At 64.2% G+C, this 26,113-nt stretch carries 21 protein-coding genes and 1 tRNA gene; 12 read left to right on the top strand and 10 right to left on the bottom strand.

Annotation, left to right across the window (positions count from 1 at the left end):
• Positions 1-267: 267 nt before the first annotated feature.
• Positions 268-810 carry a hypothetical protein gene (locus ASC66_RS11260; RefSeq protein WP_055839294.1) on the bottom strand — a complete coding sequence of 181 codons (543 nt, stop codon included), beginning with the start codon at positions 808-810 and terminating at the stop codon, positions 268-270.
• A 265-nt stretch (positions 811-1,075) separates the two neighbouring features.
• Here ASC66_RS11260 and ASC66_RS11255 point away from each other — a divergent pair, with 265 nt between their 5' ends.
• The 11 genes from ASC66_RS11255 to ASC66_RS11205 all read left to right on the top strand — a co-directional run bounded on the left by ASC66_RS11255 (position 1,076) and on the right by ASC66_RS11205 (position 18,617).
• Positions 1,076-1,369, top strand: coding sequence for a DUF6112 family protein (locus ASC66_RS11255; protein ID WP_055839292.1), 294 nt, complete (start codon positions 1,076-1,078; stop codon positions 1,367-1,369).
• Between the two features lie 25 nt (positions 1,370-1,394).
• Positions 1,395-2,777, top strand: coding sequence for a TrbL/VirB6 family protein (locus tag ASC66_RS11250; protein ID WP_055839289.1), 1,383 nt, complete (start codon positions 1,395-1,397; stop codon positions 2,775-2,777).
• A gap of 2 nt (positions 2,778-2,779) precedes the next feature.
• Positions 2,780-4,243 carry an SCO6880 family protein gene (locus ASC66_RS11245; protein WP_055839286.1) on the top strand — a complete coding sequence of 488 codons (1,464 nt, stop codon included), beginning with the start codon at positions 2,780-2,782 and terminating at the stop codon, positions 4,241-4,243.
• Between the two features lie 296 nt (positions 4,244-4,539).
• A complete protein-coding gene (locus tag ASC66_RS18145) occupies positions 4,540-5,691 on the top strand; it encodes a hypothetical protein (protein WP_235496867.1) in 1,152 nt (383 codons plus the stop codon).
• Positions 5,692-5,964: 273 nt separating this feature from the next.
• On the top strand, positions 5,965-6,405 hold the full coding sequence (locus ASC66_RS11235) for a hypothetical protein (RefSeq protein ID WP_055839280.1): 441 nt from the start codon (positions 5,965-5,967) through the stop codon (positions 6,403-6,405).
• On the top strand, positions 6,402-7,889 hold the full coding sequence (locus tag ASC66_RS11230) for a putative type IV secretion/conjugal transfer ATPase (RefSeq protein ID WP_055839277.1): 1,488 nt from the start codon (positions 6,402-6,404) through the stop codon (positions 7,887-7,889). The genes ASC66_RS11235 and ASC66_RS11230 overlap by 4 nt, the downstream gene beginning before the upstream one ends.
• A gap of 53 nt (positions 7,890-7,942) precedes the next feature.
• Positions 7,943-8,938, top strand: a complete 996-nt coding sequence (gene dprA / locus ASC66_RS11225) for a DNA-processing protein DprA (protein ID WP_235496866.1) — start codon at positions 7,943-7,945, stop codon at positions 8,936-8,938.
• Between the two features lie 29 nt (positions 8,939-8,967).
• The gene (locus ASC66_RS11220) at positions 8,968-10,779 is read left to right on the top strand and encodes a type IV secretory system conjugative DNA transfer family protein (protein ID WP_055840345.1); all 1,812 of its coding nucleotides are present in this window, start codon (positions 8,968-8,970) and stop codon (positions 10,777-10,779) included.
• Positions 10,780-10,876: 97 nt separating this feature from the next.
• Positions 10,877-11,335 (top strand): single-stranded DNA-binding protein, encoded by a 459-nt coding sequence (locus tag ASC66_RS11215; protein WP_055839272.1) that lies wholly within the window; start codon positions 10,877-10,879, stop codon positions 11,333-11,335.
• Between the two features lie 8 nt (positions 11,336-11,343).
• Complete coding sequence (locus tag ASC66_RS11210) at positions 11,344-11,910, top strand: hypothetical protein (protein ID WP_502691617.1); 567 nt, start codon at positions 11,344-11,346, stop codon at positions 11,908-11,910.
• A gap of 596 nt (positions 11,911-12,506) precedes the next feature.
• On the top strand, positions 12,507-18,617 hold the full coding sequence (locus ASC66_RS11205; RefSeq protein WP_157509761.1) for an ATP-binding protein: 6,111 nt from the start codon (positions 12,507-12,509) through the stop codon (positions 18,615-18,617).
• 281 nt (positions 18,618-18,898) lie between these two features.
• Here ASC66_RS11205 and ASC66_RS11200 read toward each other — a convergent pair whose 3' ends face one another.
• The 5 genes from ASC66_RS11200 to ASC66_RS11180 all read right to left on the bottom strand — a co-directional run bounded on the left by ASC66_RS11200 (position 18,899) and on the right by ASC66_RS11180 (position 22,923).
• Positions 18,899-20,086, bottom strand: coding sequence for a tyrosine-type recombinase/integrase (locus ASC66_RS11200; RefSeq protein ID WP_055839266.1), 1,188 nt, complete (start codon positions 20,084-20,086; stop codon positions 18,899-18,901).
• Complete coding sequence (locus tag ASC66_RS11195) at positions 20,086-20,322, bottom strand: helix-turn-helix transcriptional regulator (RefSeq protein ID WP_055839264.1); 237 nt, start codon at positions 20,320-20,322, stop codon at positions 20,086-20,088. The genes ASC66_RS11200 and ASC66_RS11195 overlap by 1 nt, the downstream gene beginning before the upstream one ends.
• Before the next feature lie 171 nt (positions 20,323-20,493).
• Positions 20,494-20,567 (bottom strand) — tRNA-Ile (locus tag ASC66_RS11190).
• Between the two features lie 27 nt (positions 20,568-20,594).
• Positions 20,595-21,854, bottom strand: coding sequence for a glycosyltransferase (locus ASC66_RS11185; protein ID WP_502691608.1), 1,260 nt, complete (start codon positions 21,852-21,854; stop codon positions 20,595-20,597).
• Between the two features lie 151 nt (positions 21,855-22,005).
• A complete protein-coding gene (locus ASC66_RS11180) occupies positions 22,006-22,923 on the bottom strand; it encodes a DMT family transporter (RefSeq protein ID WP_200944806.1) in 918 nt (305 codons plus the stop codon).
• Positions 22,924-22,963: 40 nt separating this feature from the next.
• On the opposite strand from ASC66_RS11180, the gene def reads away from it, so the two are divergent.
• Positions 22,964-23,530 carry a peptide deformylase gene (gene def, locus ASC66_RS11175; RefSeq protein ID WP_055839258.1) on the top strand — a complete coding sequence of 189 codons (567 nt, stop codon included), beginning with the start codon at positions 22,964-22,966 and terminating at the stop codon, positions 23,528-23,530.
• Positions 23,531-23,729: 199 nt separating this feature from the next.
• On the opposite strand, the gene ASC66_RS11170 is transcribed toward def, so the two are convergent.
• The 4 genes from ASC66_RS11170 to ASC66_RS11155 all read right to left on the bottom strand — a co-directional run bounded on the left by ASC66_RS11170 (position 23,730) and on the right by ASC66_RS11155 (position 26,067).
• Positions 23,730-24,035, bottom strand: coding sequence for an AzlD domain-containing protein (locus ASC66_RS11170; RefSeq protein ID WP_055839255.1), 306 nt, complete (start codon positions 24,033-24,035; stop codon positions 23,730-23,732).
• A complete protein-coding gene (locus tag ASC66_RS11165) occupies positions 24,032-24,748 on the bottom strand; it encodes an AzlC family ABC transporter permease (protein WP_055839252.1) in 717 nt (238 codons plus the stop codon). Before ASC66_RS11165 ends, ASC66_RS11170 begins: the two co-directional genes overlap by 4 nt.
• Positions 24,745-25,650, bottom strand: a complete 906-nt coding sequence (locus ASC66_RS11160; RefSeq protein ID WP_055839249.1) for a sensor histidine kinase — start codon at positions 25,648-25,650, stop codon at positions 24,745-24,747. The genes ASC66_RS11165 and ASC66_RS11160 overlap by 4 nt, the downstream gene beginning before the upstream one ends.
• Positions 25,651-25,764: 114 nt before the next feature.
• A complete protein-coding gene (locus tag ASC66_RS11155; RefSeq protein ID WP_157509760.1) occupies positions 25,765-26,067 on the bottom strand; it encodes an SHOCT domain-containing protein in 303 nt (100 codons plus the stop codon).
• Between the last annotated feature and the right edge of the window lie 46 nt (positions 26,068-26,113).

The raw sequence follows: 26,113 nt of genomic DNA, 5'->3' as shown, positions 1-26,113 counted from the left end.
CGCGCTGCCGTTGTATCGGATGCGGTTCACGCCTCGGGTGCACATGACACCGCTTTTGGAACTTTCGACAGTGAAACTGTTCTTCGAAAGCACGAGAGGTGGCTGTGACAAACGGAAGTTTCGACGGCCGACGGAGGGACCTGCACGGCCGGTGCTTGAAACACGCCGTTGATGTGAGGTCGTGGTCCTCGTCGGGTTCACAAAACGATGCTGTTTTGCGCCCCCACCTTGAGGAGGCGAGTGGCCAGCGGCGGGGCGGTGCGGCTCTTAAGCCCAGATCCAGGTCGCCAGCACCGATTCCGAAAGGTTGTTGCGGTCCGATTCGGAAACGGTCGGGCTAAAGGAGAACGTAACGACGAACGTATTCCAATCCGCGACAGGGATGAGGAACTGCTCGATTTGGTAGTCTGCTCCGTTGCTAGAGCCCCTGGCTGAGAGGTGAACGGATTCCGTTTCTGCGACCATGATGCGGTCGCGTATCGTCACGTTTACGCCCGCGCCCTCAAACTCGTCCACAGCGCGCGACTCCGCCTGGTCAGGCGTCATTCCCCCCGCAGAGGATGCAATGACGTTGAGGTTGTCCGCGAAGCCGTCGAGGTCAGTCTTGTCGAAAGCCATCACGTCGAAGCCCGGTACGTCTTCTAAGCCCAGTAGCGATTCGTCGCTCTGCTCAGACCAGCCTTCGGGGAGCGTAAGGTCGTAACCGTTTCCCACAAGGGCCTCGCCTGTCGCCGGCGCGGCGGTAATTACAGTCGGCGCTGGGCTTGAGCAACCAGCGAGGGCAAACGCCGCGACAAACATTGCGCCCATAACGCTGAAGCTCCGACTATGGATTCGGGGTTCCGACACTGCAGGCCTCCGTACGATGGATTCGGAAAGACTATCGCCTCTCAGCGCGTGCTCCGCCGACCGACAAAGAAGGCCGACCTCCTCGTTCGGATTCTTGCGTGGCGCGTTAAACGCCGACCACGGGATATCGGCGCTCAAGCATCACGGCGATACTTCGACTTAGTGCTCAACGACTCGCGGCGCTGACGCGTCTCGGGAACGCCGCGCGCACCTGACGTTCGTACCCATGCCACGACCGAGGGAGCACGCAGTGATCGACATCGACCCCAACGGGACCGGGCTTCCCGGCATCGAGCAGCTACGCGTCATCGTGGGGGCAGTGATGACCGTCGGACTGATCCTGAGCGTGCTTGCCCTGATCATCTCGGCGATCGTGTGGGGCTTCGGCGCCAACTCCTCAAACCCGCACCTGGCGTCGCGCGGCAAGCTCGGCGTGCTCGTGTCGTGCGGGGCGGCGATCATCTGCGGCGCAGCTGTCACGCTCATCAACTTCTTCTGGAACGTCGGCCAAACCGTCTGACCCGGTCAGACGACAGGGCAGAGCGATGAGTGTCTGCGACATCCCAGTCATCGCCGAGGTGTGCGACACCGTCGGCGAAGGCACTGCTTCCCTGATCGCGGCGCCGTTCGACTGGCTCGCGAGTTCAATGGGCTCGGCCGCCGCCTGGCTCTTCGAGGCCGTGTGGAATGCCTTCGACACGACCACACTCGTCGACGTCACCGACCCCGGGTACATCGACGTGTACAACGTGCTCTTCGGCGTCGCCGTCTTCGTCACCCTCATACTCTTCTGCCTGCAACTCATCACCGGGCTCGTCCACCGCGACCCGACCGCTCTCTCCCGGGCCGCACTCGGCCTCGCCAAGTCGGTACTGGGATCCTTCGTGCTCATCACCGTCACGGGGCTGATGCTCGAAATCACCGACCAGCTGACGATCGGGGTCGTTCAGGCCAGCGGCAACACCATGGAGGGAATGGGCGACCGCATCGCTTTGCTCGCCGGTGGGCTCACGGCGATCGGCATCGGCGCTCCCGGCGTCGGCGCGATCGTGACGATCTTCCTCTCTGCGCTCGCGATCAGCGCCGCAGCGATCGTCTGGTTCTCGCTCCTCATCCGCAAGGCATTGCTGCTGGTCGCGATCGTTTTCGGCCCGATCGCCCTCGCGGGTGCAACATGGGATGCCACGAAAGGCTGGTTCACGAAATGGGTCGCCTTCGTGATCGCCCTGATCCTGTCGAAACTTGTGCTCGTCGTCATCTTCCTGGTGGCTGTCGCCCAGGTCTCGGCACCCATCGATGCGGATCTCGCCTCGATCAGCGATCCGATCGCGGGCATCGTGCTGATGTTCATCGCGGCGTTCGCGCCGTACATCACGTACAAGTTCCTGAGCTTCATTGGCTTCGACATGTACCACGCCATGTCGAGCGAGCAAGAAGCCAAATCGGCGATGAACCGGCCCGTTCCGGTGCCGAGCGCACCAATGAAGGAGAGCGCGAAGAAGATCCTTGGCCCGAGCAGTGGCGGTGAGAGCGCTACGCCAGCCCGGGGCAGCACGGCCCCCACCACAGCGGGTAGTGGCGGTGGCGGCCCCGCCACATCCTCGGCAAGCACTGCCGGATCTACCGGCACCTCGAGCACCGGCGCGGCAAGTGGCAGTACCGCCAGCGCAGGCACCGCGGGCGCAACCGCCGCTGCGGGACCGACCGGAGTGGCCGTCGTCGCCACCACAGCAGCCAAGGCTGGCCCGCGAGTCGGCAACACAGTCGGGCAGGCGGCCGATGCGCACACGCAATCCGCCGACGACAGCGCGGCACCCGCCCCACCGAGCAGCCCGCCCCGGGTCGTCGGCCCCCGCCGCCCGAGGCCGTCTTCACCTTCACCGGATGCTGCGTCCCCCACGGCCGCACGAGCAAGGAAGGACGCCTAGCCATGATCACAGGCAACAACCATGCCGAGTATCAACTCGGACCGGTGCAGTTCTCCCGACTGGCTCGACGCGGCGTCCTGCTCGGCCTCTCGGTACCTCAGCTGATCGCCATGTCAATCGGCATCTTCACCTTGGTCACCGCGCTGTACACGGCGGGCGCCTCGGGCATCGCGTGGACGAGTCCGATCTGGGGCACCGCAGCGCTGACCGCTGCCATCCCGATCGGTGGACGCAAACTCGTCGAGTGGGTGCCGATCGTCAGCCGATGGATGTGGCGCAGCGCACACGGTCAACTCACCTACCGGCGCCGCGTCATCCGCCCCCGCCCTGTCGGCACGCTCGCACTCCCCGGCGACGCGGCCTCGCTGCGTGAGTGGAACGATCCCGAGTCCGGTGCGGTCATGGTGCACGACCCGCACGAGCAGACCCTCACCGCGATCGTCGCGGTCTCGCACCCCGCGTTCGCCCTGCTCGACCCGGGCGAGCAGAATCGGCGCGTGGCCGGATGGGGGCGCGTGCTCGCCGGCGCGTGCCGATCTGGGCGCATTGCCCGCCTGCAGGTGTCGGAACGCACCCTGCCCGATTCGGGCACGGCCCTCGCCGAGTGGTGGGAGCAGCACGGCATCAAGGACGACAGTTGGGCGACCGCGACCTACCGCGACCTCATCGAGCGCGCCGGCCCGGCCGGCGAACGCCACGCGACCACGGTCAGCCTCTCCCTCGACCTCCGCGCTGCATCCCGACAGATCCGCACGCAGGGCGGCGGCATGCGCGGCGCGGCAACGGTGCTTCGCCAGGAGATGACGGCTCTGACCGGCGCCCTGCGCGCGGCGGATCTCGTTGTCGGTGGGTGGCTTACGGCCGACGAGCTCGCAAGCATCCTGCGAACGGCCTACGACCCTGCCATTGGCATCAGTCTCGAACGCCATCGCGAAATTGGGCGTGACCTTTCCACCGCGGGCCCGGTTGCCGTCACCGAAAGTTGGGACCGGCTCCGCTCCGACACCGCATTTCACGCGGTGCTGTGGATCAGCGAATGGCCGCGGTCGCAGGTGTACCCCGGCTTCCTCTCCCCCGTCGTCTTCACCAACGGCGTCCTGCGCACGGTGTCACTGCACTACCTGCCCATTCGCGCGGACCAGGCAGCCCGCGACCTCCGCAAAAAGAAGACCGAGCTGATCAGCGATGCCCACCAGCGCAAACGCATCGGCCAGATCGAGGATGCCAGCGCAAACGCCGAGTACGAAGACGTGCTGCAGCAAGAGGCCGACCTCACCGCCGGCCACGGCGTGCTGCACACGACCGGCCTCATCTGCGTGACCGCGCCCAACGCCAACGACCTGGATGCGGCGGTCGCCTCGATCGAGCAGGCCGCTATCCAGGCATCCTGCGAGACACGGCGACTTGTCGGGCAGCAAGCGCAGGCGTTCACCGCGGCGGCGCTGCCGCTGTGCCGGAGTGTGTGAAAACCAGCTGCGATGGACTGCGCGGGCACCACTGGCCAAAGCTGGTCCGTTCAACAAGCTGCGGTGAGGAATTGCCGCGCTGCCTCGGCCAGCCGCACTTCTCCGGGAAGCGCCGGAGTCCGTTAGTTCGTGGACCATGAGTTTCTCCCTCGATGGGTAAGCACGCTCCTGACTCTGCTTCCCGGCAGGCCAACCCGAACAAGAGACCGCCCGCGGACGAAGGCGAACTCGTCATCCAGATGATCGCTCAGCACCGAATTTGCGCCCTGTCAGTCCCACCCACCAAACTGCATCTCATGACGATGCCCCTTCGCTCCAACTTCCACCACTCACTTTTGTGGAAGCTAGCCGAAGACCTGTCTCTCAACGCGGCTCCTCCCCGCCGGGCCTTAGGACCGCATCGAGGTTGGGCTGCCACTGGCGTTGTACTCGCAGTGGCCGGTCTGATCGCCACCGTGGCGGGGAACCTATTCACTTCGCAGCTCGGAGAGAACTGGCGCTACGCGGTCCTGTCTGTAGGCATCGCGGGGATTGCCATAGGGACGCCTCTCGCAGTGTGGGCAGGCGACGATACTTCGGTGCGAGTGCTCAACAAAACTATGCGCATTAGCGAAGTGCTCCATCGTAATCTGTGCCGGATTGGGTCCTTCGCGATCTCAGCCTGCGCCGCGATCTGGCTGTTTTTTGCTATGCAAGAGTCGAGTTCCACGGTGACGCTGATTGGCATCGTGGCGATACAGATGCTCGCGGTTGGACTTTCGGTCGCCGCGCTGTCTGCGAGCCCCCCTCTGATCGGAGTGCTGACGCAGGTTCATCCTGGCCGGGCCCGCGTCTGGTCGTTGTCCGCATGGCTCGTTGCGTGCATCGTCGCTGCGGCCGGAGTAACCGCAATCGCATCTCGTCTGCAAAATCAGGTCGCGACGATAAGCGTGATTGTTGCCATCGCGGCAGTGTTCGTCACCACCTACGCTCGACAACGCAACGCATTCGATTTACAACTGGATACGCTTCAAAAATCTCTCTCTGCGCTGCATCGGCGCCTCACAACCGGCGGGTCCGACTCCGAGATCGTCGAAGCTGCTACTGACGTTGAAGCAGCGCTCACGCTCTACCCCTCGGCTCCATTTTCGCTTCCGATCCAGTTACCCATTGACCATGAGCTGAGAGTCTGTCTGTTCCACGCGCTCACTCGTGTGACAGGTCTCCCATATCGTGAAGTCCTCTCCAAAGATGCGGCAAGACTCGACGAACGGCTTGTCGGGCGCGACTTGCGACATGAGCTCGCAGAACTCGTATGGGAGCTTCGTCGCCGAGCACTTCGCCCGGCCAGTGTTGTCAATCAGCAGAACGCACCTAAGTACGATCCAACCCCCATCCCAGAACGAGCTCATTGGGTCCGTAACCCAGATAGCATCCACAGCGTGAGTATGGGTTCCCCTTACGTCTAGCTACTAACGCCTCGCGACACCAAATTTCATTGCCTCGTCTAGTTCACTTCGTCTGTGCTGAAAATGGGGTGATGGCGTTGCACGTGCGGAGACTACTGCAGTACGGGAATGAGCGCTTCACAAGTGCCGGACGGGAAGTTTCCCACTGCCGCACAGCGGGAGACGCATGCCCCGCGGACACCTATCGACGTTTCAGAGCACGTGACGACCTCTACAGTTCCGACGGGGCGAGCGTGCGCACCTGAAGTGCAAAGCATCCGGATTGGAGTCGACATGTTCGACGATCGCGTGAATGCCCCGGCAACCCGCTGGATCAGCGTCATCTTTCTACAGGGCGAAGAGGCCGACGAGCTGTTCGACCTGATCGACCACCGCGGACCGTTTGCGGCGATCGAGCATCTGCAGCACTGGGACTACGGCGACGAAACGGTCGACGCCGCACTCATGAATGGCTACGTCTACGATCACATTCCAGCCGGGAGCACCGACCGGACCATTGAAGAACTCGACTCTCCGTATGCGCTGACTTACAGCGCGTCGTTCGGGTATGTATCCCTTCTGCGTCGATACACCGCCGACCCCGAGCTGGAGCTCGTCTCCGTGCCGAGGACATCCGCCACGCATCGCGCGCGGGGGCGACACGACGTCGCCGATACCTGGGCCAGCACCCGAGTCGGGTCGGCGAACAACACTGGGCACGCGGTCGCGTTGTGAACCGGGCCAGGGACGAACAACTCCACACCGCCGCACTGGTCGAACCGCACGGCGAGCTCCGCCGCGACCGCCGCGCACGCAAGCGTGAAGCATCCGCCATCGAATCAGACGCCCACCGGGCCAAGCGACTCGAGGCACGCACTCTTTGGCAGGCCGAGCGTGACGAAGCACGCGCGTCGACCTATCTCCCTGCTGCTGGCGAGGCGGGACCCGCACAGCTGCGGATGCCGGGTCGACTGCACCTCCCCAAGCACCAGGACACGTCAGCAACGCTGTCCGGCCATTACCCGTTCCTCGCCGAGGCTGGTCTCGGCTCGGCCGGCGTTTTCGTCGGGCAGGATCTCTACTCGGGTGGATCCTTCGTCTACGACCCGTGGGTGCTCTACCAGCGCGGGATGATCACGGCCCCAAACGTCGTGCTGGCCGGTATCGTCGGCTCCGGTAAGTCGTCGCTGGCGAAGTCGCTCTATACGCGCTCGCTCCCCTTCGACCGGCGCGTCTACGTGCCCGGCGATCCGAAGGGTGAGCACACCGCCGTCGCCGAGGCCGTCGGCGGCAAGGCGATCATCCTCGGCCACGGCTTGCGCAATCGACTGAACCCGCTCGATGAGGGCCACCGGGCGGCATCCGCCTCGGACGCCGAATGGGCCGCGCAACTGGCCGCACGACGCCGCGAACTGATCGGCGCCCTCGCCGAGACCGTGCTCGATCGACCCCTGAGCCCGCTCGAGCACACGGCGATCGACCTCGCGCTCGCCGATGCTGTTCGGAGCGCTGAGGTACCGATCCTGCCGATGGTTGTGGATCGAATTCTCACGCCGAATCCTGAGGATGACGAGGGCCGTCTCGCGGAGGACGGACGCCTCGTCGGCCATGCGCTGCGCCGCCTCGTTGCCGGTGACCTCGCTGGCCTCTTCGACGGGCCGTCCACGGTGCGCTTCGACCCCGCGCTGCCGATGGTCTCCCTCGACCTCTCACGGGTGGCCGAGAACTCGACGCTGATCTCCGTGTTGATGACGTGCTCGTCGGCGTGGATGGAGTCGGCGCTCGCCGACCCGGCGGGTGGCCAACGGTGGGTGATCTACGACGAGGCCTGGCGCCTCATGGCCTACCCGGCGCTGCTCCGCCGCATGGATGCCCACTGGCGCCTTGCCCGGCATTACGGCATCGCGAACATGCTCATCTTCCACAAACTCAGCGACCTCGACAACGTCGGCGACTCTGGCTCCGCAATGCGCGCGCTCGCCTCGTCACTGCTCGCGAACGCCGAGACGCGCATCGTCTACCGCCAGGAACCCGACCAGCTCGGATCCACGGCGAGCGCACTCGGGCTCAGCGGCACCGAGCAGAAGCTACTCCCCGCGCTCGGCACGGGCCAGGGGCTCTGGCGCGTGAAGGATCGCAGTTTCGTCGTGCAGCACCAGCTGCACCCCGATGAGCTCGCGCTCTTCGACACCACGGCCCGCATGACCGCGGGAGTGTGACCGGTACGCGTGTGCCAGAGCGCACCTTTCATTCAGATCGAGGAGGCCGAGCGATGGCTGCGAATGTAGACGATGTGAGAGAGGCGAGGATGACGCTGGCTGCGCTCTCGGAGCCGGGCGATGTCATCACGGGCAAGCTGATCGCCAAGCTCGGCGCGGTCGAGACCGTAGAGCTCATCAGCTCCGAAGCGCGTCTCCCGAACGGCGTCGACCCCGCGGAAGGTGAGCTGTGGCGACGACGGCTCGCCCCGCGCATCAATCCGGGGCAGATCGACCGCATCCGAGGTGACATGGAGCGCACCGGTATGCGGCTACTCGTTCCGGAGGACCTCGATTGGCCGGGCGAGCTACAACAGCTCGGCGCAAGTGCGCCGATCGCGCTCTGGCTCAGGGGCAATCCGCGTGTGCTCTTGGCCCCACTTCCCGGTCGTGTCACGATCGTTGGCGCCCGCGCTGCGACGGGATATGGCGAGCATGTCGCGATCGAGCTTGCCTCGGCGCTCGCGTATCAAGGCCGAGTGATCCTCTCCGGGGGCGCCTACGGCATCGACGGAGCAGTGCACCGCGCCGCCACCGCAGCCTCCCCCGGCTCGACCGTCGCCGTGCTCGCAGGCGGGCTCGACAGGCTCTACCCAGCCGGTCACGAGCAGCTCTTCGAGCGCATTGAACAGAGCGGCGGCCTGCTCGTCACTGAACTGCCGCCTGGCGCTGCGCCGACTCGGTGGCGCTTCCTGCAGCGCAACCGGATTCTCGCGGCACTCTCCGGCGCGACAGTAGTTGTTGAGGCCGGGCACCGTTCGGGGTCGCTGGACGTCGCCAGCCAGGCGCACTCTCTGGGCCGACCAGTCGGTGCAGTTCCCGGCCCCGTGACAAGCGCGGCGAGCGCGGGCTGCCATCGGCTGATCCACGAAGGAATCGCGAGCATCGTCACCGACGCCCAGGATGTCACCGACCTGCTGGACTCGACAGCCGGCTTCTCCGGCGACCGAACGTTTGCGTACTCGCCCACCAGGAGCTCCTCTCGGGTCGGCCCCGACTGGGTGCTCTGAGTATCCGGACGGGAATGGCGACGGCTGCGATGAGCACGACACGAGCTCAGGGCACGCTCGGCGACGAGCTCACCAATCTCGGCATCGCGCTCCTGATCGGCGCCGCCGCGTTCGCCCTGCTACTCCGCGCAGCGGGCACAGTCGCAGCTTGGGCGACAGGCATCGCCCAACCCGCCAGCGGGCCGGAATCCGGACTCTCAGTGCTCTTGAACCCGGGTAACCCCTCGGCGGCCCTGCATGCACCGGGGCTCAACCCGTTCGCGTATTGGGCGGCGGCAGCCGTGCTCGTCGGTGCGGCCGCAACTGCGGCAATGTGGCTCTGGCGGATGCTGCGTGACCCCGGCCGCACCACCAAGCTCGATCCGCATCGCATCCCCGGCATTGCAACCCGCGCCGAGGTCGCCCGAGCTGCCTCACACACGGCGCTCATGAAGCGCGCCGCACACCTTCGCCCTTCCCTCACAAAGCCCACCCCCGGCGATGTCGGCTACCGCATCGGCCGATCCCACGGCACCACGGTGTGGGCAAGCGTCGAGGACTCGATCCTCGTCATCGGCCCGCCACGCTCTGGCAAGGGCGCGCACATCGTGATCAACGCCATCCTCGACGCCCCTGGCCCGGTCGTGACCACTTCCACGCGCCCCGACAACCTCACCGCCACGCTCCGTGCCCGGCAACGGCTAGGCCCCGTGGCGGTGTTCGATCCCCAACAACTTGCAGCGGGCGTGCCGGTAGGGCTGCGCTGGTCGCCGATCCGCGGCTGCGAAGACCCGCTCACCGCGATGATCCGCGCGACGGGGCTGGCCGCCGGAACCGGTCTGGCCGCCGGCGGCGTCGACGGTGGCGGATTCTGGGAAGCCAAAACCCGCGCCGCCCTCCAGTCGCTGCTGCACGCGGCGGCGCTCGACCACAGTTCCCCCGGCGAACTCTTTCGTTGGACCCTCGATCCAGCAGCGGCCCACGACGCCGTGTCCATCCTGTTGAGCACCCCGGCCGCGGCCACCGGTTGGGGCGACTCCCTCCAGTCCATGCTCGAGGCCGACCCCCGCACGCGCGACTCCATCTGGCAGGGCGTCTCGCTCGCGTTGGGTGCGCTGGCTGATCCTCGAGTACTGGATGCCGTATCCCCCGGCGACGGCGAAGGATTCGACCCCGAGCGCTTCTTGCGTAGCAACGGCACCCTGTATCTGCTCGCCACCGGAGCTGGCGCGAACAACTCCGCCGCGCTTGTCTCCGCGTTTGTTGAAGACCTGATCGAGACTGCTCGCCACATTGCCGCGCGGAACGCCGGCGCACGCCTCGACCCGCCCCTGCTGCTGGCCCTCGACGAGATCGGCAATCTCGCTCCCCTGCCCTCGCTCCCGAACCTCATGGCGGAGGGCGGCGGCACCGGGATCACGACGATGCCGGTGCTGCAGTCGCTCGCCCAAGCACGAACGAAGTGGAGCGACAATGCAGCTGGGGCCATCTGGGACTCATCGATCGTCAAGATCGTGCTCGGCGGAGCATCCAACTCGCGAGATCTACAGGATCTGTCGACGCTCATCGGCGAGCGCGACGAATCGACCGACTCGACGACAATCGGCGATCGCGGCTCCCGCTCATCGCAACGCTCCATCCGCCGCGTCGCGATCATGCCGCCCGACACGATCCGCACCCTCCCGTTCGGCACCGGCCTGATCATGCTCCGCGCAGCTCCACCGGTTGTCGCTCAACTCCGCTTGTGGACCAGCCGCCCCGACGCCAAAGCGCTGCGCGCGAACCGCACGGAGATCGAGTCGCTGTTGCGGGTACCGACTCACGAGGCCTCAACCGAGAAGCCGGCCGCTGACGCCGAATGACGGTCGCTGCCTGCACAGAGAACGGTGGCCCTTATGGCGCACCTACCAATAGGAACGGATCTCAGTGAATCCGCCCATCACCAGGAGGACGAGTCCCATGGCATTTCACACGCAGCAGTCGCTCTCAGGCTTCATCGCCTCTGAACCACAGCAGTCAGTCACTGAAACCGGAGACACCCGCTTTTACGTGCGCGTCGGCCAACCGCACTTCCGCCGCGATGACGGCGGCGGCTTCACAGAGCTCGAGCCAACGTTCCACGATTTGGTCGCCTACCGTGCCACCGCGGAGAGGGCGTACACGCGATTCGTGAAGGGCGACAGCTTCGTCGCCGAAGGTTACGTGCGCTCGTTCCAGTTCGAACGAGACGGTGAGCCCGAAGAGCGCGAGGAGTTCGTCGCGAAGAAGATCGGTCACGATCTCGCACGCACGAACTACGAGGTCGACCGTGCTCGCCGTGAAGCCGCGAGCACCGATCACGAGCCGCCCATCGCGCAGCTGGACGCTTCACAATCGGCGGTTCCATACCGTGTCGGCTCGATCGCACTCGAGCGGTGAGCTTCGCGATGCCGGCATATTCAAGTGAGTGGACGCCTGGTGATCCGGATTCATCGCTGAACGCAGGTTCGTTCGACGAAGTCGAAGCGCCTCTGAACGCAGAGCCTCCCCACCCAGTCAACTGGAACCTCCTTACCGCCGAGGACGCCGAAACCGAATGGATCGAGCTCAACCGTTGGGTGAACTGGCTGAGACGCACGTACGGGCTCCCGGCATCCATCGTGCCGCCGCTCTGGCACCGGCACCCTGAGCTGGTTTGGGAGCTCTCAGCGCTTCACCTGCACTGGCTCTGTGCCTACGACCCCGACCAGCACGGCTCAGCCCCATTCGGTTGGCACCGCGACTTCGCCGACGCCCGCCAGCGACTCCACGACTGGGTCGCGACGTCGGGGACCCGCCTGGAACGAGACCGCCTGACTCGCCAGATCACTTGGCCGGGAGAAACACCTGCCGACCCCGCCGAAGACGTAGTCATCGGCAATAGAGACGAGGACTTCGTGCACTTCGTCGTCGACGACGTCGCCAGACGACGTGACGCCGAGGCCGAGTTCTATGCTCGCGCCGACTCTCTCTGATCTCCCGAGACGTCTCGACCCATTCCTCGGCCTTGGGCATGAACGCAACCGTGACCCGGCCCCGGCAATCGGGCGCGGCGATCGGTTTGCCCGCATCGTGGGCCGCGACGTGCCGGGCAACGGTGTGCTGCGAGCAGCCGGACGGCTCGGCCGCACCGCCAACCGATCCGGTCAGATCGTAGGCAGCATGGGATGTCCATGTTTCCTCCGTCACACTTCGTTTCGGGGCCTCGTTCCGGGAGATTTGATGTGGCTAGACACCATGATCAAACCCCAGAAGGGAGCACCCACCGCTTGACGCGAGCGGGGTTTGGAACAAGTAGGCAGATATGGCCACCGCACGGCAGGTGCACTGGCCGTCATTGGACAGTTCCGTGGCCGCCTATGGCTGTTTGCCATGGGCGCCATGCATACAGGCCGGCACTAGATCTTCCACATCACATCGAGCCTCTCCTCGATCCGACACCTCCCCAGGGCTCTGGAACAACCGCCTGCCTGATACTCGGAGCGCCACGGTTCATGGTCGATAGAGTCAAATGACGCCCTCTCCGGCTCGGCGCGCCCGCAAGTCCGTGCGACAGGGAAGAATGCTGATCATGGTTCAAGTGCCGCTTCCCGGAGAACAAAGCGCCCTGATGGGCTTTCGCTGGCAGTACGACCACATCGCCCGCTTGGCGTATGACGGAATCGTCGATTCAGATCTCAGGAGAATTCGACTCGCTTCCACACAGGCCGGTCAGGTGGATGACCTGTTAATTGACTTCGAAAGTCGACGAGCGGCCTACCAGTTCAAGAGCGGTGTCAGCAAAGCGACCGTGACGTTCGCTGATCTTGTGCGCCCGGGAAGGACGCCCGGAGGGGCCGCGTCGGATTCGCTCTGGAAAGCTCTCGCGCGCGGATGGACAGATCTGAGGGCGGAGGACGAACGAGAACTGACCGTCCATCTAGCAATGACAGCGGTGCCGTCGACGAGCGATCATCTTGTCGAAGTCGGCCTGCGACCGAGCCCGGATCACTTTCGTGCCTTTCTAGCTCGAGCTATTAAACCTCTTCGCGAAGACAGCGTTGATCTCGGGACGCTCAAAGAGTGGGCCGTTCCCCTCAAACGATTAGAGGAGGAAGCAGGCCTTTCGCCAGCAGACTTCCGTGATTTCCTTTGCCGAGTGAGATTGGATCTCGGCCAACACGATGCCCTCGAAGACGCTTCCGGCTCGCGTCGTGACGACATCGCGAGCCTCTCAACGGTCCTGTCTCGAATTGTCAGTCATGCCAGCGGCACGGTTGAGCTAAGCCGCGATCAAATCCTCGCGGAGATGCGCTGGCAGGATCGAAAGTCCTTCAAGGGCATCCATGAATTTCCAGTGGACCGCTCGAGATATTCGCCACTATCCGGAGGCATCGCATCACTTCAAGCGAGCCTCGATCGTCTCGAAACCGGGTACGTCGCAGTCACCGGACCGCCAGGCTCTGGGAAGTCGACCCTCCTCACCCAGACACTCTCTGGCGTATCCGATCGCGTGGTGCGGTACTACGCTTTCGTTCCGGGCGCAGGCGGCGGAGCTCGCAATCGATTGTCAGCTGAATGGTTCCTTCATGACCTCAGCACCATGCTTCGCAACGCTGGGCTGCCCTCCCGGCAAAAACAGCTGACCCCTGAGACGGTCAGCGACCTGCGACAACTCCTAAGTGAACAGCTAGACGCAGCCTCCGCTGAGTTCCTCGCGACAGGGCGCAAGACGATCGTGGTAGTAGATGGTCTAGACCATGTCCAGCGCGACTATTCGGGCAACGATGCGCTCACAGGAGAGCTGTTACGACCTGCCGAAATACCCAAGGGCATCATCTTCTTGGTTGGAACTCGAGACTTGGTGCCGCTGCCGAGCGAAGCCAAGCAATTCATCGAGCACGGGCGTTCGGAAGTAAACCTCGAGCACCATCGTCTTTCGCGGACAGCCATCCTAGACATATGCCGATCCGACACTGCGACCGGCAACATGCCTGAAGCCATCCACGAGCTCATCGCTGATCGCAGCGCCGGACACCCGCTCGCGCTGGCCTACTTACTCAACCAACTTGAGGAGACCGACGGTCGGGATCTGCTTGAGCACTTGCTCGGCATTCCGGCGTACGACGGCGACATCGCAGGCCAATATCGAGCCGTCTGGGACCAGCTGAGTCACGACTCTGGTGTAGTCCGTCTCCTCCGAATCTGCAGCCGCCTACGTATCGGCTTCGAGTTGGACTGGATTCGAACTTGGGCGTCTGACTCCGCCGTCCATCAACTCCTCACTACCCTGCGTTTCCTTTTTCGAGTCGAGCGAAAGCGCTGGCAGTTCTTTCACGATTCGTTCCGGCAATTCGCGCGCGAGATGACGTCTATCGGGGAAAATCGAAAACCGGACCAAGAGACTGACATTAGGGCTCACATCGAGGCTGCGGAGCTCTGCGAGACCTCGACGAGCGACGCCATTCGATGGCAGGCGTTGTTTCACCGATCACAAGCTCGCCAGTTTGGCGAGGTCCTTCGACTTGGAACGCAAGCCGAATTCCGCAGGCAGTTTGTGCACCTTCGATCTGCCTCCCATATCGCCGATGATGCAAGGTTGGTGCTGTCGTCAGCGGCTGAGGAAGGGGACTTTCCAGCTCTGCTTCGAGGCCTACTCATTCTGTCGGAGGTCCAGGACAAAGCCGATGAGCTTGACGAGATCGATGTATGCAACGCCCTGCGTCTCGCCGGGCGAGTCGACGCCGCCATCGACTTCGTAGGTGACGAGCAATCATTGCGCGTACCGCTTTCTCGTGCATACAACCTTGCTTCAGAATTGGCAAGGCAGTCGAACCCGGCGGGATATCGGATCTTTGAGTCAATCCATCACTTCGGCCTTGAACAGCCGGGGCTTTCACAAGGGATCAACACAAACTCGGAAGTCGCTCAAGCCTGGGCCCGGTGCGCAGCGCATTTCCTTCCGATCGAAATATCACTCGCCCGAGCTCGCGACTTAGTCCCGGCGACACCAGGTGAGAAAGTTTGGCAGTTCGACGTGGGCTACCGTCTCTTTGCGGAGCTCGTTGAAGCACTTGTAGCCGAGCTGTCGATCACCTCGCCCGGAGACCTCCTTGCTGTGGACGCCCTGATCGTTGACGAGGTGGGCGCCCTCAAGGCAAAAGGATTGGAGTCTGACCGTGTAGAGCACCTCAGCTCTCTGTTGGGGGACCTTCGCTATCGGACGTTAGCCGCGCACGTCGAATCGCATGAAAATTTTGAGATTCGGAGTCAACTCTTCGCGAACCTTCACGCTTCTCTCAAGGGTTCGCCCGTCTACCAATCAACCCTCCTCGACATGGCACAACAAGAGGCCGAGTACATGTCGAGCGAGCGATCCCTCGAGACCCTGCTACGCACTAAATACAACAAGGCTCTGGTGCTGGACGACCTCAGCGCGTCCGGGGATGACACTGCGATCGGTACACGACTGCACTATTGGACGTTGCGCCACGCCTTGGAGATCGGGTTGGGCAAGTTCCAGGTACAGAGGCCGCTTACCCCGATCGAATCTGTCAAGCCGAGTACCAAGACTCCAGCCGGCAACAACATAACCCCGGGCGCGCCCGTCCACAGTTTCTCGAACGCGATTCTTATCGCATCCCGGATCGATCGCCTGGTGCGCACGCTCGGACTGGTCCGTGCCTTAGTGGAGACTGGCTCACCTGTGGACGAGGAAGCCGTCTGGAGCGCCCTCGGGGGAACGATGAATCTGTTCCCGCCTTTCGAACGCCATGCTAAGGACTGGAGTTCTATGCACAGCCTTCGCGCTAAACGGCAAGAGCTCAACCGTCTGACGATCCAAGTCTTGGCCTCAGTTAGTACGGGGCTGCTGACCCGCTATCAAGCCGCACTCGATCGACGATTCGAAAGCCAGCCAGGAGAATGGCCTGCGGCCATTCGACTTGATCTTGGGCTTGCCCTGCACAATGAAGGACAGGCTCCCCCTTGGCTGTCTGACGCACTCCAGAAATTCGAGGCGGAAGTACCCTCCCAGGGTGTCAACGGCGCGCTACTCGATCTGGACCGACTGCTCACAGCGTTCTCTGAGCTGGGCGACCTCGCTGAAGCGGCACGTGTGGCGAGCGAACTGCCCAAGTGTGCTCTTGGGCTCGGGTCCCGCAACGATCACCAGCTGCACGCGTGGATCACGTGGTTTGGACGAGCGGCAGCAGATCTCGATGAAATTGACTTGCGCAACACGGCACTCTGGCTCGCCCAGGTGTTGACCGCCGCTGAACCCTTGACGGACGATCGCATCGGGGGCGATGAGCTACCTGCAGCCATCGCGCACGCCTCCCCGGCACTCGCTCTCGAGATCTTTGAATACATGGTCGGAAATAGTGCGATTTCCCACACGGATGGGCTGAGCAAGTTGCTTGCCGCACTTCTGGCTACCGGAAAGTTGAACAGCGAATCGGTGCGTTTGGCAGCTGACCTCACGGCCGAGATCGTCGCCACCGCCGGAAACAATGCCCATCCGTCTCTGGGCAATGAACTTCGCGACCGCGCTCCAAGACAGGTTCTCAAGTCGCTCGGTGCTGCAATTCAAACCAATGCGCTACCTACGACTCGATCCACGTGGCTTCAAGCACTTTCTGTCACACCCCCAGACCTACCATTGCGCGATGATGGGGACGACAAGGACTACAACGCTCTTGAGCTGACGGATGGAACAAAACTAACTCGTCGCCAGGTACTCGCCACGACTATGGACTTGCCAGCGCTTGCAACGCTCGTCGCCAATGAAAAGCGAGATTCGAGATTCATGTGGGAAATGGTCCTCCAAAGCAACTTCTCGGACCAGCCCATCGAGCAAGTAGCCGAGGTGTTCGAAGGTACCGACCACTTAGGAAAGGTGCTTCTGTGGCTTGCGGAATCTCAGCTCGAATCCGGCAATGGGGAACTCGGCGCCTCACTTGCCGCGAGAGCAGTTTCCTACTTGCCGCTAGACTCGTGGACCACCAACCGGGACGGCGGGCGCCGACGCGCGATCCGAATACTTGTATCGACAAACAAGCTGAGTTCCCGCGAGGCAGCCCTCGACTTTGCCACCTTCATCGCAGAGGAGCGCTGGTACAGCTACATGCTCCACGCTGAGCTCGATGACATCTTCGACGCAATGTCACACGGTGCGCCGGCCAGTGCTTTCTGGCCAGAGATCCGCGAGTATCTCGAAGGGTACGCAGATCTTCTGCAGCTCCCGGCAGCGCGCCCAGCCCCCACGGTCAAGTGGTGGGCAAAAGACAACATGCGAGTTGCTCGGAAGACGGCGACGCTGAATGCCGACGGTGTGCTGGGTGAACTTGCTGCAATACACCTTACGCACCCGGCTTGGCCGGTCAGGGAGGGCATCGCTCGGATCATCGTGGCCGCACTCGACCGCCGCTCACCTGATGTCGAAACGGCACTGGCGCGGCTAGTCTCAAGCCACGCCAGTGATGATGTGTTGGAATCCATCGCATCCTGTCTTGCGGCTGCAGAATCGCATCCCGGGCTCGGCGAAGTATCTACGGAAGCGGATGAAATTCTGCGCACGCATCCGAATTTGATTGTGCGCCGGCTTGCACATCGAAATGCCGGGCTAGCCACCCTCCGACGCGATCGACCCTTATCTGGGAGCTACGGCTTAGTACTGCCTGATCAGGACATGTTTAGCCGGGAGGAATTCTTCGGGGAAGGACTGCCCTTTCTCTTCCCCTTCGAGAATAGGTATGAACTTCTCTCCGAAGCCACCGGCCTGGAGTTGCCCACCATCCATGCAGTGGCCGCGCGATATGCCAGTGCCGCCCTCGCCGACCTGCCTCCTCAAGATCTAGTGATCGATTCCCTGTCGGGTTCGGGTATGAAACTTGCCAATCCAACGAACGTGGTGCTTGCGTCTAGGAGCGCCTTCGGGCGTGTCCTCGGAGACCTCGTAGATGCGGGTGCCATTCGGACGCTATCGATCCTCGGAGAGCGGATGCTTCGTACCGGTGATAGTCAGCTGGTTGGTATGCCTCGTGCATCAAAGCCGGCAGCGATGCCCGCTGCGCCGCAGGCCGGTCACGATCAGACCACGGACCGCTGGTTGTCGGAGATCGACGCACGAATTGAAGAGTATGCCGCCGCGACTCGCGCCGGTGATTTGCAGCTAGTCGGCGCGAAGACCTCTCTAACAGTCCTGAACCGGCCACATCTTGAGGAAGAGTTCTACTGCATCCTCACCCGCAAGGATTCAGAACTGGGCCCTGAGGAACTCTTTAGCGGGCAGCTGTCGGATCTTGCGTGGGATGGCGCTCCTGGACCCATTGATGAGCTCGACAGCCTGCTTGTCGAGAATCAGGGTATGGCTTTCATGGAGCGCCGTTCCGATTGGATGGCTATTCATCCGGTGCTAGCAAGGTCACTTGGCTGGGTTCCCTCCGCCGGATCCATTGGAAGATGGATACACGGCGCGGACGTCACCGCGTACACGACCGACTGGAATGACGGCACGTGGGGTCGCTCCGGACCGATGTTCGATGACACAACGTCTGAGGGATTTGCTACCGTCATTTCTGCCGACGCCTTGAAAGCAGTGAAGGCTCTCGTCGGTCCCGTCGATCTCTTGCTGGTACTAATACGCCGTGATCAACGCGAAAGCAAGCCAGCACGCGAGACGAGTCGTCGCATTCACCTATGACCCCCTCGTGTGGTCTTTGACCGCCATTGAACATTCGGCCATGCGCACGATTCCGTTTATGCTCACTATCGGTTCCGCGTCCTATTCGAGTGCTCTGACGCCGATTCGGAGCACCATCAACCGCAATACCGCTCCGGAAACAAGAAGTCGCCCATGATTTTTATCAGGAGCGATTTCTTGCGGGCAATTCTGCGAAGAGTTTCGAGAACGGCCCCTTTGGTCGGGCTGACACGGTTGGAACCTGCGAACCCTGGCCACCGCGCAGCGGTCGGCACCAACCGCTACGCGTCTGGCGCAAGCCGCTGCAGCACATCCGCCGGCTCCGATTTCACCGTGCGATCGGGCTCCGCGTAATGCTCCTTCGTCGTAGCCGTCGAGGTGTGCCCGAGCATGTCGGCGGCAGCCTGAATGCCAAGTTCGTTGGCGAGCAGCGTTGCTCCCGTGCGGCGGAAGGCGTGCGGGGTGATCTCCATGCCCTCGAGGCCGGCGAGCTTGAGGATCTCGCGAAAGATGCGCCGCACGTTGTTCGGAGCGAGCGGGGTGCCGTTTCGGGAGAAGAACAGCAGGTGTTCGGCATCCGCCCCCGCGATTAGCGCCAGCCTATGGCGAATGACCTCAGCAGCAAATGCCGGAACAGCGACCACCCGGTTCGACTCGTGGGTCTTCGGATGCTCCTGCCGATACACGCCCTTCCCCTTGCCCACGATCACCGTGCCGTTGATATGCACACGGGGCGGGTCGGCAGCCATGTCGACGTCGCACTTGCGCAGTGCCAGCGTCTCGCCGATGCGCGTCGCCGTGCCGAGCATCACCTCGATCAGCTCGCGCACTTGCCCATCGGGACGAGGGCCCATCCGACCCTCCCCCATGCGCCGCTCGCGGGCCGCCACCCGGATCGCCGAGATTTGCTCCGCGGTGAGAGCCTTCGGTATGTGTTTGGGCTTCTTCATGCGTGACGTTTCTTTGACGGGGTTTCGGGCAATGATCTCTCGTCGCACCGCGAATCCCAGCACCATGCTCAGAATGGTGCGCGAGTGTTTGGCACGCGTATACGACTTGGCGCGCTGCACCTTCAGGAAGTGCTCGATGCGGCCGACTGTCACCTCACGCACCGTGAAGTGCTCGAACGTCGGCAGCACGAGGCCGCGCAGCTCCCGCTCGTAGATCTCCTTCGTACTATCAGCACGGTCAACGTCCATCCTGAGGTCAGCGAGCCACGCCTCTGCCAACAGCGTGAAGGGCGAACCAGCGTTCACCGAGTCGATCGAGTCACCGGCGTGCATCCGCTTCGTCAGGTCGGCCTTGAGCAGGGTAATCGCGGCGTTCCTACTCGCCGCCGTGACGGTGACTTGCCGGGTCTGTCCGTCCCAGTCGCGGAAGCGCGTCCAGGCTCGATACCGATCGGGGGCGAGGCGCGAGGTCTGGATGGCACCGAAGGTGCCGATGGGCAGGCGGGGCCGGCCAGCCATCAGCGCACCCCCTCCCGGAGCGACAGATCAGCGGACGGCTCATGCAGCCCGTCGAGCCAGCAGATCACGTCGGAGACGCGGTAGCGGATTTCGCGCCCCACCCGAATGCCGGAGGGGCCGCGTCCGTCGGCGCGCAGATCGTAGATGGCCTGCACGTGCACGCCAAGGTACTCGGCGAGTTCGCTCGTGGTGAGAACCGGCTCAAGGCCGAGCCCGGAGAGGCGTTCGGTGTTCATAACACCAAGGTGCTCGAGGCCATCCCAGATGAATCGAGGCGGGCCGAACACCGCTCCGTGAAGGCGCCGCGAGAGAGCGAAATTTTCGAATAAGTGTTGAATAAACGTTGAGTGTATCAAGTCTCTGCCTTTGTGCTTAGGCAAGAAACCCTGATCAGATCAATTTTACAGTAGGGCGGACGGGACTTGAACCCGTGACCGGCGGATTATGAGTCCGATGCTCTAACCAGCTGAGCTACCGCCCCGTGCGCCTGCCGGCATCCGTTCGGAGATCAGTCCGAGGATGCGGCCGGAGCAGCGTTCGTGACCAGTTCGGTCACAGCTTCTCCACGATACAGGCTCTCGAAGGTGCTGATCGTGCGTTGGATGTCGTGCGCGACGATGCGGTTGAGCGACTCCTGCTTCATCGCCGTGAGCTCGGCCGGTGCCATCTCGAGCACCGTGCGCAGCTTCTCGGCCAGATCGGTGGGGTTGCTCGGCTCGAACAGGAAGCCGTTCTGGCCGTCGCCTACCAGGTGCGGCAGCGCCATCGCGTTCGCGGCGACGATCGGCAGACCGGATGCCATGGCCTCCATCGTCGCGATGCTCTGCAGCTCGGCGATCGAGGGCATGGCGAAAACGGTGGCCGCCGTGTACTCGGCGCGGAGCTCTGCCTCGGTGACGTAGCCACGGAACGTGACCCGGTCGCCGATGCCGAGGGTGTCGGCCAGGTGCTGCAGATTGCGCATCTGGTCTCCCCCGCCGACGATGTGGAGCTTGGTGTCGAGCTCGGCCGGCAGCAGCGTGAGTGCTTTCAGCAGCACGTCGATCTGCTTCTCACCGGTCACGCGACCGACGAAGAGCACCGTGTTGCCGGTACGCGGCTCGAAGTTCGGGGTGTACTCGTGCGCGTCGATGCCGCAGGAGATCGCGTGCACACCCTTGAGACCGGTGTACTGCTCGAGGAACTGCGCCGCCTTCGCGGTCGGAGTCGTCACGGCCTCGGCACGGCCGAAGGTGCGGCGCGCGGCCTTCCAGGCGAGCCCGATGGCCCACTCCTGCCAGGCCTTCGGCAGCAGGGTGAACTCGAGCAGATTCTCGGGCATGAAGTGGTTGGTGCCGACGATGCGGATGCCGCGCTTCTCGGCCTCGACGGAGAGCCCGCGCCCGACGATGATGTGCGATTGGAAGTGCACGACATCCGGCTTCACCAGGTCGAGGACCCGCGCGCTGTTCTGGCGGATCCGCCACGGCAGCGCGAAACGCAGCCAGTCGTGCGGGTACCACCGCCAGCTGTTGAGGCGGTGGGCCATCATCTTCTGGCCCTCGTGCTCCTCCATCCAGCTGCCGTGCTTGCGAGAAGCGGCGGGCGCCATGATGTGGACCTCGTGGCCGCGGGCGACGAGGCCGGCGGCGAGTCGCTCGGCGAAGCGAGCCGCACCGTTGACGTCGGGCGCAAAGGTGTCGGCGCCGATCAGCACGCGCAATGGCTTCTGCGCGGACCGTGTGCCGGCCGCGGGTGCGGCGGAAGACGAGCCTGGCGTTTCAGTCAAGTGGAGATTCCCTCACGGTGCTGGGCCGGGAAGAGTGCGCCGGCGAAAAGTCAGTGGTCCGCCTCGAAGCGGAACTGCATGTACCTAGTCTAAACCGGGCTGGCTGTGACACTGTCAAATGTCTGCCGGAGCGTCGGATCTCGGCCGGCGATCAGACCTTCGTCTGTGGGTGGTGCCTGGCGAGGGCGAAGACGCCCCAGATGGCGATCACTCCGGCAATGGCGAAGCTGATGACGGCCCAGAGCGGCGCCTGTGACGCCTCGTCGAGCACGAAGATGCCGATGGCCACGGCCACGAGGGGATCGACGACGGTGAGCCCGGCGATGACCAGGTCGGGCGGGCCGGAAGCGTACGCGTTCTGCACGAAGTAGGCACCGAGGGCCGCGGCCGTGAGCAGCGCGATCAGGCAGAGGAAGGTGAGCCACTCGAAATTCTGGTGCTGGATGCGGTTGATGATCACCTTGGCCAGCGTCGCGACGAAACCGTAGAGCACACCGGCACCGAGAATGTAGAAGAGCGCCTTGAACTTGTTGCGCAGGGTGATGAACGCGACCACGAACGCGACGAGCACCACGGCGAGGATCACCAGGATCGTGATGAGGTCGGCATCCGTCACCGGCTTGTCGACAGCCGTCAAGGCTGCGATGGTGACGAACAGGCCGACGCCGCCCACGCACATGCAGATCGCGATGATCGACTTGCGGTTGAGCGCGACCTTGCTGACGCGCGCGTTGACGATCGCCGTGATCACGAGGGCGACGGCGCCGAGCGGTTGCACGACCATGAGTGGGGCCTGCGTGAGACTGGCGAGCTGTAGCACGACCGCGAAGCCGAGCATGAGTGTGCCGATGACCCACGACGGGCGGGCGAGCAACAGCATCAGCTGCTTGACGTTCAGGCCGGAGCCGGCGTACTGGGTGTTGCGCTCGACCTTCACGACGCCGCGGTGCTGGAACTGCGCTCCAAGGGAGAGGAACACCGCGCCGATGAGCGCGAGCACAATTCCGAAAACGACTCGCGGGTCCTGCGGAATCAGTTCCTCGGCAAGGTCGTTGAATTCGAAGGGCACCCCACGACACTAACCTGACCGGGCCCGATATTCTGTGAACATGGCCGTTCTTCCCATCCGGATCTCCGGAGATCCCGTGCTGCACACCCCCGCAGCCCCCGTGACCGTATTCGACGACGAGCTGCGCACGCTCGTCTCCGACATGTTCGAGACCATGGATGCCGCCCCCGGCGTCGGTCTCGCAGGCCCGCAGATCGGTGTTCCGCTGCGGCTGTTCACCTTCGGCTGGGTCGACGATGACGGTGTGAAGTGGCGCGGCGTCGCCATCAACCCGGAACTGTGGCTCAGCCCGATGGACGTTGGCCCCGCCGACGAGGACGAGGAGTCGGAAGGCTGCCTGTCGTTCCCCGGCGAGCGGTTCCCGCTGCGCCGCGCCGACCGGGTCATCCTGCGCGCAACCGACATCGACGGCAAGCCGTTCGAGATCGTCGCCGAGGGCTGGCTCGCCCGCATCTTCCAGCACGAGTACGACCACCTGGACGGCCTGCTGTACGTCGACCGCGTCGAGGATGACTACCAGCGCATCATCGCGAAGATCACCCGCAAGCGCGGCTGGGGCGTGCCCGGCAACGCGTGGATGCCGGGCGTCGACAACCTCGAGGACTAGGTTTCGACAGGCTCAACCAACGGAGTTTCAGGCTGCGTCGGGGCTTGCGGACTTCGGGCCTCAGCCGGCGTGCGGGGTTTCGACAGGCTCAACCAACGGAGTTTCAGGCTGTGTCGGGGCTTCCGGACTTCGTCCCTCAGCCGGCGTGCGGGGTTTCGACAGGCTCAACCAGCGGAGGGCCATCTGGAGTGACCGGCCGTCAGCTGAGGGCGCGGATGCCGGCGGCGACCAGCGCGGCCACGATCACCACGACGATGAACGGCACGCGCAGCGCGAAGAGGCCGGCCGCGACGATCACGGCCGGCACGCGGGCATCGATCACGATCTCCTGGCCCTGCGCGAAGGTCTGCACACCGATCAGCGCCGCGAGCAGCGCGACGGTGAGCAGCTCTGCAATGCGGGACACGGCCGGGTTGTCGAGCACGCGCGGCGGCACCAGGTAGCCCGCGAGCTTGAAGATGACGCACGCGATCGACGCGAGAATCACGATCTGCCACATCGTCATGCGCGCTTCTCCGTTCCCAGCCAGTTGAACGCGCCGACGATCACGGCAACCAACGCGGCGACGAGCACGGGCAGTCCGGGCATCAGCACCGGCGTCAACAGCACGGCCACGAGCGCGGCGGCCACGGCGACGGCGCTCGCCTGCAGGCGCTTCAGACGCGGCCACAGCAATCCGAGGAAGGCGGCGGCCGCCGCGGCATCCAGCCCGTAGATGCGCGGGTCGCCCAACGCATCACCGATGAGGGCGCCGAGCAGGGTCGTGAGGTTCCAGCCGATGAAGATCACGATGGCGGTCACCCAGAAACCGACGCGGCGCAGGTGTGGGCGCGACTGGGCGAGGGCGACGGCCGTGGACTCATCGATCGTTCCCCACGCCGCGGCGAGCTTGGTCCACCAGCCGCCGCCGAGGATCGGCGCCATCCGGATGCCGTAGATCGCGTTGCGGGTGCCGAGAAGGGCCGCGCTGGCGATCGCTGTCGGGCCGGCCGCGACCCCGCCTGTGGCGAGCACGCCGACGAGGGCGTACTGCGAACCGCCGGTGAACATCACCAGGCTGAGGAAGCACGCCTGCCAGACGTCGAGGCCCGCCGCGACGGCGAGTGCTCCGAAGGAGATGCCGTACGCGGCCGTGGCCACGCCGACGGCCCACGCCTCACGGACAACGACCTTGCGGGCCGCGAGCTCGTCGAGCTCACCGAGCTCCGCGACGCTCATCGCGCCAGATTGACGCTGTGCACCCCATTGTGGAAGCGCAGCGCGGGGAAGATGACCGACACCGAGAAGCCGACGCCGGGAACGGTGCGGGCCTGGAACACGCCACCGTACAGCTCGGCGCGCTGCTTCATCTGGGTGAGACCGGCGCCGGAGAAGTTGGAGGTGAGCGCGTGCAGGTCGTCGTCGATCGTGTACGCGGTGTCACGGTTGATCGCGTCCGAATCCAGGCCGGCACGGCGAGCCTTCGCCCGGATGCCGTCGTCGTCGACGAGCAGCTGCAGCCCGTCACGGGTCCAGCTGAAGGAGACCTTGGCCTCCGTGCCCGTTCCGCCGTGCTTGAGCGCGTTGGCCAGCGCGCCCTGCAGGATGCGGAAGATCGCCAGCTCGGCGCCCGGCTTGAGTTCGTAGCGCTCGCCCGACTCGTCGAAGACGATGGTGAGGCCGGCATCCCGCATCACGCGGAACAGGTCGCGGGCCGACTGCAGGCCGGGCTGACGCGATGAGACGGACTCGCCCTCGCGCGCCACGGTGAGCACGCGGCGCATGTCGCCGACGGCCTCACGGCCCGACTCGACGATCGCACCGACCACGCGGGCGGCCGAACTGGGGTCGCTCTCCGCGGTGTAGCGCGCGCCCTCGGCCTGGGTGATCAGGCGGGAAACGTTGTGCACGGCGACATCCTGCAGCTCGCGCACGATGCCGAGGCGGCCGGTCTGCTCTGCGAGCGAGAGTTCCAGATCGATGCGGGTGCGCTCGGCGCTCGTCCAGTCCCGATCACTCCGGCGCAGCCGCCTCGCGGCCCTGAGCCACAGCACCAGCGTCACTGCCAGAGCGAGCACAAGCGCCGCCGCCACGATCAACAGCACCGACGACGACGCGTCGCTCTGCAGCCATTCGGCCATGTCTTGCCTCCACTCGAAACGGGCCGCACCGAGTGCAGCCCGCGTTCGATTTTAGCGAGCGGATGCCAGAGAAGCAGCATCCGCCCGTTTTCCTCCTGCTCCGAAGGCCCGAGGCTAGCGCTCCGGACGGTTCGCCCGCAGCACCTCCAGGCGCGCCCGGTACTCGGTCTCGTCGATGTCGCCGCGGGCGTAGCGCTCGGACAGTGTCTGTTCGGCGGAGACGGTCGGGGCCCAGCCGTGCGGGCCGTAGCCGCGGGAAGCGCCGCGCCAGCGGCGGCCCATGAAGACGACGAACAACACGAGCAGGGTGATCCAGAAGATCGGGATCAGGATGAAGAGCCAGCTCGGCCCGCCCCAGCCGTAGGGGTGGGCGGCGGCCGCCGAGACGGCCGGGGCCGCGAGCAGTGATGTGAACATGGTGGGATCCAATCGACGTGGTGTGCGATCGGGTGCGACCGCTCCT

The organism is Leifsonia sp. Root4 (genome assembly GCF_001425085.1).
Classification (GTDB): Bacteria; Actinomycetota; Actinomycetes; order Actinomycetales; family Microbacteriaceae; genus Microterricola.
The sequence above is the reverse complement of the archived record's forward strand: the minus strand, read 5'-3'. Positions and strand labels throughout refer to the sequence as shown.